The 7,424-nt window shown below is 69.2% G+C and carries 5 protein-coding genes and 1 pseudogene; all 6 read left to right on the plus strand.

Going from position 1 to position 7,424, the window contains the following annotated elements; all coding sequences use genetic code 11:
- A partial coding sequence (locus P3W75_RS22285) for an alginate biosynthesis protein AlgK (protein WP_276229488.1) occupies positions 1–1,281 on the plus strand: 1,281 nt, incomplete at its 5' end.
- On the plus strand, positions 1,278–2,705 hold the full coding sequence (locus P3W75_RS22290) for an alginate export family protein (protein WP_276229489.1): 1,428 nt from the start codon (positions 1,278–1,280) through the stop codon (positions 2,703–2,705). The genes P3W75_RS22285 and P3W75_RS22290, both read left to right, overlap by 4 nt.
- An 11-nt stretch (positions 2,706–2,716) precedes the next feature.
- Positions 2,717–4,267 (plus strand): mannuronan 5-epimerase AlgG, encoded by a 1,551-nt coding sequence (gene algG, locus P3W75_RS22295; RefSeq protein WP_276229490.1) that lies wholly within the window; start codon positions 2,717–2,719, stop codon positions 4,265–4,267.
- A complete protein-coding gene (locus P3W75_RS22300; protein ID WP_276229491.1) occupies positions 4,264–5,703 on the plus strand; it encodes an alginate O-acetyltransferase in 1,440 nt (479 codons plus the stop codon). The genes algG and P3W75_RS22300 overlap by 4 nt, the downstream gene beginning before the upstream one ends.
- Before the next feature lie 2 nt (positions 5,704–5,705).
- A complete protein-coding gene (locus P3W75_RS22305; protein WP_276229492.1) occupies positions 5,706–6,800 on the plus strand; it encodes a mannuronate-specific alginate lyase in 1,095 nt (364 codons plus the stop codon).
- Positions 6,801–7,059: 259 nt separating this feature from the next.
- Positions 7,060–7,424 (plus strand): annotated as a pseudogene (locus tag P3W75_RS22310) (MBOAT family O-acyltransferase); the annotation flags it as partial.

The raw sequence follows: 7,424 nt of genomic DNA on the forward strand, positions 1-7,424 counted from the left end.
GGCGACAGCGCGACCGCCGAGCGCAACTACCAGGCCCTGGCCGACCTGGGCTACCCGGACGCCAGCCTGAAACTGGCCGACCTGCAGGTCCGCAGCGGCGACCCCGCCGCGCTGATCCGCGCCGAGGCGTTGTACCGCCAGGCCGCGCAAAGCTCGGCGCAAGGCCGCGTGCCCCTGGGCAAATGGCTGGCGGCCAAACCCGGCGCCAGTGACGCCGAACGCTACGAAGCCGAACAGCTGCTGACCCAGGCGCTGAACGAGGGCGACGGCAACCTGCTGCTGCCACTGCTGCAGCTCTACCTGCAATACCCGCAGAACTGGCCGAGCACCTCGCCGCAGCAGCGCGTGGATCGCTGGCGCGCCCAGGGTTTCGCGCAAGCGCCGCTGGCCCAGGTCGCCCTGTACCGCGCCCAGGGCAGCATCGCCCAGCACCTGGACGAGATCGAACGCACCTGCCGGCAGGCGCTGGCGCAGATGGACCTGTGCTGGGTAGAACTGGCCAGCGTCTACCAACTGCAGGGCGCCACGCAGAAACAGCAGGATCACCTGCAACGCCTGGGCGATGCCTACCGGGCTGGGCGGCTGCCCGCCGAGCGGGTGCAATCGGTCGCCGAAGTGCTCGCCGACCCCAGCCTCGGCACGCCCGACCCCAAGGCCGCCCAGGCCCTGCTCGACACGCTGACGCCGCGCTACCCGGCGGCCTGGATCGCGCTGGCCAAGCTGCAGTACGGCTACCCGGAGCTGGGCGACGTCGAACAGTTGCTCGGCTACCTGAAGCAGGGCCACGACGCCGCGCCGAGCCGCGCCGAACTCTTGCTCGGGCGGCTCTACTACGACGGCCGCTGGCTGCCGCGCGACCCGCAGGAGGCCGAGCGCCACCTGCTGGCGGCCACCGCAGGCGAGCCGCAGGCGCACTACTACCTCGGGCAGATCTACCGCCGTGGTTACCTCGGCAAGGTCTACCCGCAGAAGGCCGTGGACCACCTGATCGTCGCCGCGCGGGCCGGCAACGCCCATGCCGACCTGGCCCTGGCCCAGCTCTGGTCGCAAGGCCGCGGAATCAAACCCAACCCCGGCTTCGCCTACGTCTTCGCACGGATCGCCCAGGGCAACCAGTTGCCCGACGCCACGCCCCTGCTCGCCCAGTTGCAGACGCAACTGTCCCCCGCCGCCCGCCAGCAGGCCGAGACCCTGCTCGGCCGCGAGCTGGGCAGCCGCGGCGCCCCCCTCGCGGCCGCTCCCGGCCGCCCACCGACCACCCAGGAAGCGCTATCGCCATGACTCCCGACGTTCCCTTCGCCCCTGCGCGCCTGCGCCTGGCCCTGTTCGCCGCCGGCCTCGGCCTGCTCGGGATCGCCCACGCCGAGGACGCCTCCCGGCCTTTCGGCCTGGAATTCAAGGCCACCCTCGAGTCCCTCGACGATCGCGACCTGGGCACCAGCCACGGCGGCGACCTCAACGGCGTCGGCCTCGACCTGCGCCCCTGGGCCTTCGGCCAGTGGGGCGACTGGAGTGCCTACAGCATGGGCCAGGCCGTGGCCGCCAGCGACAGCGTGCAGACCGACACGCTGCAATCCGACGAACTCACCGGCGGCAACCGCGACAACGATCGCCAGGGCGACGACAGCTACCTGGCGCTGCGCGAGTTCTGGGTGGACTACGCCGGCCTCACCCGCTACCCCGGCGAGCACCTGCGCCTGGGCCGCCAGCGCCTGCGCGAGACCAGCGGCACCTGGCGCGACAGCAACATCGAGGCGCTGCAGTGGACCTTCGACACCACCCTGCTCACAAGCAACCTCGGCGTCGCCCAGCGCTTCTCGGACTACCGCACCGACCTCGACGAACTGGCCCCGCAGGACCGCGACCGCACCCACCTCTTCGGCGACCTCTCGGTGCAGTGGCTGCCGCGCCAGCACGCCATCCTGACCCTGCATCACATCGACGAGCGCGGCGGCCTGCGCGACCCCGGCGAGGTCATCGACGCCAGCGACAAGCGCTCCAACGGCAACCTCACCTGGGTCGGCGTGGAGGCCAATGGCGATGGCTACGACCATCGCTCGCCGCTGCCGCTGAACTACTGGGCCAGCTTCGTCTCACTGTTCGGTGACCGTAACCATCTGACCAGCACCGCCGTGGACGGCGAACGCGTCGCCAGCGGCAAGCGCAGCGACCAGGTGGACGCCTACGCCATCGACCTGGGCCTGCGCTGGAACATCGACGACAACTGGCGCGCCGGTATCGCCTACGCCCGAGGCAGCGGCGGCGAGGAACGGCAGTTCCAGCAGACCGGCCTGGAAAGCAACCGCTCCAGTTTCACCGGCACCCGCGCTCGCGTCTCGCGCTTCGGCGAGGCCTTCCGCGGCGAACTGGCGAACCTGCAGGACCTCACTCTGTTCGGCGCCTGGCAGTTGCACGACGACTACGACCTGAGCCTGGTCTACCACCGCTTCCGGCGCGTCGACGGCGACGCGGACATCGGCAACAGCGCCATCCGCGCGCCCCTGGTCAACGACTCCAACGACCTGGGCCAGGAGTTCGACCTGGTGATGACCCGCTACTTCAAACCCGGCCTGCTGCCCTTCGGCACCGACGAAGGCTCGCAAGTGCGCCTGCGCGGAGGCCTGTTCCAGCCCGGCGGCGCCTACGGCCGCCAGGCGGACTCGCGGATGCACCACGCCTTCATCGACTTCATCTGGCACCTGTGAAGGTTCTCGCCATGCACGCGCACCCCCGCCCCGCCCTCATCGCCTGCCTGCTGGCCGCCTGGCTCGGCGGCCTCGCGCCCGGGCTGCGAGCCCAGGAACACCTGGAGCTGGACCAGGTTCCCATCACCCCGCTGAACCTGGCGCCGCCGAGCCTGCCCGACCTGTCCGGCTATACCGCCGAGGCGGTCCAGGCGAAGATCCGCCGCAGCCCCGCCGGCCGCGCAGTGACCGCGCGGATGCTCGGCGAAGACAGCCTCAACGAATTCATCGGCGGCAAGGACCGCCTGCGCGAATGGGTGGTGCGGCAACACCAGATGCCGATGGCGATCTTCGTCGAAGGCGGCTACATGACCCTCGCGCAACTGGCGCGCAGCCTGCCGCGCAGCGCGCTGGCGGAAGTCTCGCCGGGCACCTACCTGCTGCGCCTGCCGCTGGTGGTGCGGCCTGGCGCGACGCTGCACATCGACAAATCGGTCAAGGAGCTGCGCCTGTCCCAGGAAGCCGGCGCCTTCCTGGTCAACGACGGCCAGCTGTTCGTCACCGGCACCCGGCTCACCGCCTGGCGCGAGAAGAGCGGCACGCCGGCCTGGTACGACGGCCACCCGGAAACCTTCCGCCCCTACCTGATCGCCTGGGGCGGCACCCACACCTACATCGTCGACAGCGTCGTCACCAGCTTCGGCTATTCCGCCTCCAAGGCCTACGGCGTGAGCATCTCGCAATACAGCCCCGGCATGAGCCCGCTGATGAAACGCTCGCGGCCCAGTGGCTGGCTGCTTAACTCCGAGTTCATCGACCACTGGTACGGCTTCTACTGCTACGAGGCCGACGACGTGGTGGTCCTCGGCAACACCTACCGCGACAACATCGTCTACGGCATCGACCCACACGACCGCTCGCGACGGCTGATCATCGCCGGCAACGAGACCTTCGGCACCAGGAAGAAGCACGGCATCATCGTTTCCCGCGAGGTCACCGACAGCTGGATCATCCATAACCGCTCCCACGACAACCACCTCTCCGGCATCGTCGTCGACCGCTCCAGCGTCAACAACCTGGTGGCCTACAACGACGTCGTGCGCAACCAGTCCGACGGCATCACGATTTACGAAAGCCCCAGCACCCTGATCTACGGCAACCGTGTGCTGGGCAACCAGCGCCACGGCATCCGCGTACGCAACAGCCTCAACGTGCGGGTCTACAAGAACCTCGTGGCCGGCAACCGGCTGCTCGGCATCTACGCCCACACCAAGGACCTGACCGGCACCCACCGCAACCTGACCCTGGACCCCTTCGACCCGCGCGTGTCCCTGCAGGTGGTCGGCGACAAGCTGATCGGCAATGGCTCCGGGCCGATCTCCGCCGACTCGCCGCGCAGCCTGCGCCTGTACAACGTCGACATGCTCGCCCCGAGCAAGGCCTCGGGCATCAGCCTGCGCGGCATTCTCGGTGAAGACCAGCCACGTTTGCTCGACCTGCTCGTGCGCCAGAAACAGGCCGTGCTGGTGCGCAACCAGGACGACGCCACGGACGACACCCCCAACAAGGCTCGCCACCCATGACCCCACGCAACCGACACCTCACCCCCGTCCTGCTGCTCGGCGCCCTGGGGCTGGCCCATGGCGCCAGCGCAGCGGAAGCGCCGCCCAGCTATGTCGCCGAACCCTGCTGCCAGCTCTGCCCGCAGGCCGCCGCGCCACAAGCCTACGCCAGCGGCTACCTGCAGGCGTTCCGCACGCTGCACGCCGGGCGCGGCGACTGGCTGTTCCGCAGCGAGCTGGACCTGAACACCCAGTTCGGTACCACCGCGACCGGCTGGAGCCAGCTCAAGACCCTGCACGACGCGCTGCAGGCCAAGGGCGTCGAACTGCTGGTGGTGTACATGCCCACCCGTGGCCTGGTCGACCGCAACCAGCTCGACGAACGCGAGCGCGCGAGCTTCGACTACGACAAGGCACGACGCAGCTACCTGGCCACTCTCGAACGCTTCCGCAGCCTGGGCATCCACGCCCCGGACCTGTCGCCGCTGTTCGACGGCGCCATCGGCAGCCCGTTCTTCTTCGCCGGCGACCACCACTGGACGCCGGAAGGCTCGCGGCGCAGCGCACAGATCGTCGCCGAGGCGATCCGCCGCCTGCCGGTATACGCCAGGATCACCCGCGAGCACCCGGCGCAGGCCTTCGAGACCCACCGCGCCGGCCTGCTGCCCAAGTACGGCAGCCTCAACCGCGCCGCCGAACGAATCTGCGGCGGCAGCTACGCGCCCCTCTACTTCACCCAGTACCAGACGGCGCCGGTCCAGGCGAGCGATGGCGCCAGCCAACTGTTCGACGACAACCAGCAGCCCGACGTGGTGCTGGCGGGCACGTCCAACAGCGGGCCGGCATACAACTTCGACGGGTTCCTGCGCCAGTACAGCGGCCTGGACGTGTTCAACGTCGCGGTGGACGGCGGCAACCTGGAGGGCGCCCTGCTGCTCTACACCGGTAGCGCGGCCTTCCACCGGCGGCCACCGAAACTGCTGATCTGGGAGTTCGCCACCTACTCAGACCTGGACCAGGCCAAGACCTACCGGCAGCTCCTGCCGCTGGTGCGCAGCGATGGCTGCAACCACGCCGAACCACTGCTCAGCCAGAAGACGCGCCTGCACGCAGGGCGCAACGAACTGCTGCTCAATCGCGACGGCCGCCCCATCACCTCAGGGCGGACCATCGCCGACCTGCGCTTCAGCGACCCCGGCGTGCGCCGGGTCGAGATCACCGTCTGGTACATGAACGGCCGCCAGGAAAACCTCAAGCTGGAATTGCCGTCGCTGGCCGACAACGGCGGGCGCTTCGTCTTCAGCCTGCGCGACGACGCCGACTGGCGCGATCACCAGGTGCTCGCCCTGGATGTCCAGCCGCCGCCCTTCAGCGGCCCCCTCGAAGTCGACGCCCGCCTGTGCCAGGCCCCCGCCGCGCGGGTGGCTGACAGCGGCGCCCCAGCCAAACGGAGTTGACCATGCCCCCTCTCACGTTGCGTACCCTGGGCGCCTGTGCCCTGCTGCTGGCCAGCCTGGCCGGCTGCCAGAACCACACGCTGAAACCACCGGCGGGCTACTTCGCCGCGGTGCCACGCGCCGACAGCGACGACAGCCTGTGTCCGGCGGTGCCCACGCCCTATACCGGCGAGTTGCGGATCACCAGCAAATACGAAGGCTCCGACTCGGCGCGCGCCACCCTCAACCGCGACGCCGAGCGCCGCTACCACCAGCAGATCGCCGACATCACGGCCATGGAGTCGGGCACCAGCAAGCTGGTCACGCGCTACCTGCGCAAGGGCAACGAGAACGACCGCGACTGCGCCTTGAAATGGCTGTCGGCGTGGGCCCGGGCCGACGCCCTGGAAAGCACCGACTTCACCCACACCGGCAAGTCCATGCGCAAGTGGGCCCTGGGCAGCCTATCGTCGGCCTACCTGCGCCTGAAGTTCTCCAGCAGCCAACCGCTGGCCGTCGCCCCGCAGCAGGCGCGGGACATCGAGCGCTGGTTCGGCAAGCTCGCCGACCAGGTGGTCGACGACTGGAGCGACCTGCCGCTCAAGCAGATCAACAACCACAGCTACTGGGCGGCCTGGGCGGTGATGTCCAGCGCCGTGGCCACCAACCGCCGCGACCTGTTCGACTGGTCGGTGGGCGTGTTCAAGGTCGGCGCCAGCCAGGTCGACGCCCAGGGCTACCTGCCCAACGAGCTCAAGCGCCGCCAGCGCGCCCTGTCCTACCACAACTACGCCCTGAACCCGCTGGTGATGATCGCCACCTTCGCCCAGGCCAACGGCGTCGACCTGCGCCCGGAGAACGGCGGCGCGCTGCAACGCCTGGCCGAACAGGTAATGGCCAGCGTGCAGGACCCCAGCCCCCTGGCCGCCCGCGCGCGCAGCGAACAGAAAGCCGACGACCTGAAGGAAGACGGCAAGTTCGCCTGGCTGGAACCCTACTGCGAACTCTACACCTGCAACGCCCAGGAACTGGCCTGGCGCAACGCCCGGCGGCCGCTCGGCAACTACCGGCTGGGCGGGGACCTGACGGAGGTGTTCAAGCACGGCAACGGCGGATAACCGCGAACGGTTATCCGCCCTACGTTCGGGCGGCCCCAGGCGAGGGCGCATAACGCTCCGCGTTATCCGCCGCCAGGCCGCTGCATCCCGCACACGCGGAACCCCCGACCCACGCGCGAAGACGCCGGGCGGGCGCATCACCTTGGCGACACAACGGGGAGGAAACGGCGGGTCACACCGGCCTTTTCCTTGCGCGCCGACAGGCGCCGGAAGGGCTGGGGCCACCCAGGGTACGACGCTCCTGAGAGAGAGACGCGCAATGGTCTTTTCTTCCAACGTGTTCCTGTTCCTGTTCCTGCCGATCTTCCTCGGCCTGTACTACCTGAGCGGGAACCGCTACCGCAACCTGCTGTTGCTGGTGGCCAGCTACGTCTTCTACGCCTGGTGGCGGGTGGACTTCCTCGCGCTGTTCGCCGGCGTGACCCTGTTCAACTACTGGATCGGCCTGCGCATCGGCGCCGCCGGCGTACGCACCCTGGCGGCCAGGCGCTGGCTGATCCTCGGCGTGGTGGTCGACCTCTGCGTGCTGGGCTACTTCAAGTACGCCAACTTCGGCGTCGACAGCCTCAACCAGATCATCACCTCGTTCGGCCTGCAGCCCTTCGTGCTGACCCACATTCTGCT

It is taken from the genome of Pseudomonas citronellolis, from assembly GCF_029335315.1.
GTDB lineage: Bacteria > Pseudomonadota > Gammaproteobacteria > Pseudomonadales > Pseudomonadaceae > Pseudomonas > Pseudomonas citronellolis_A.

Coding starts and splice junctions, on each gene's coding strand:
- P3W75_RS22290 (WP_276229489.1), top strand. CDS start 1,278: ATGACTCCCGACGTTCCCTTCGCCCCTGCGCGCCTGCGCCTGGCCCTG.
- algG (WP_276229490.1), top strand. CDS start 2,717: ATGCACGCGCACCCCCGCCCCGCCCTCATCGCCTGCCTGCTGGCCGCC.
- P3W75_RS22300 (WP_276229491.1), top strand. CDS start 4,264: ATGACCCCACGCAACCGACACCTCACCCCCGTCCTGCTGCTCGGCGCC.
- P3W75_RS22305 (WP_276229492.1), top strand. CDS start 5,706: ATGCCCCCTCTCACGTTGCGTACCCTGGGCGCCTGTGCCCTGCTGCTG.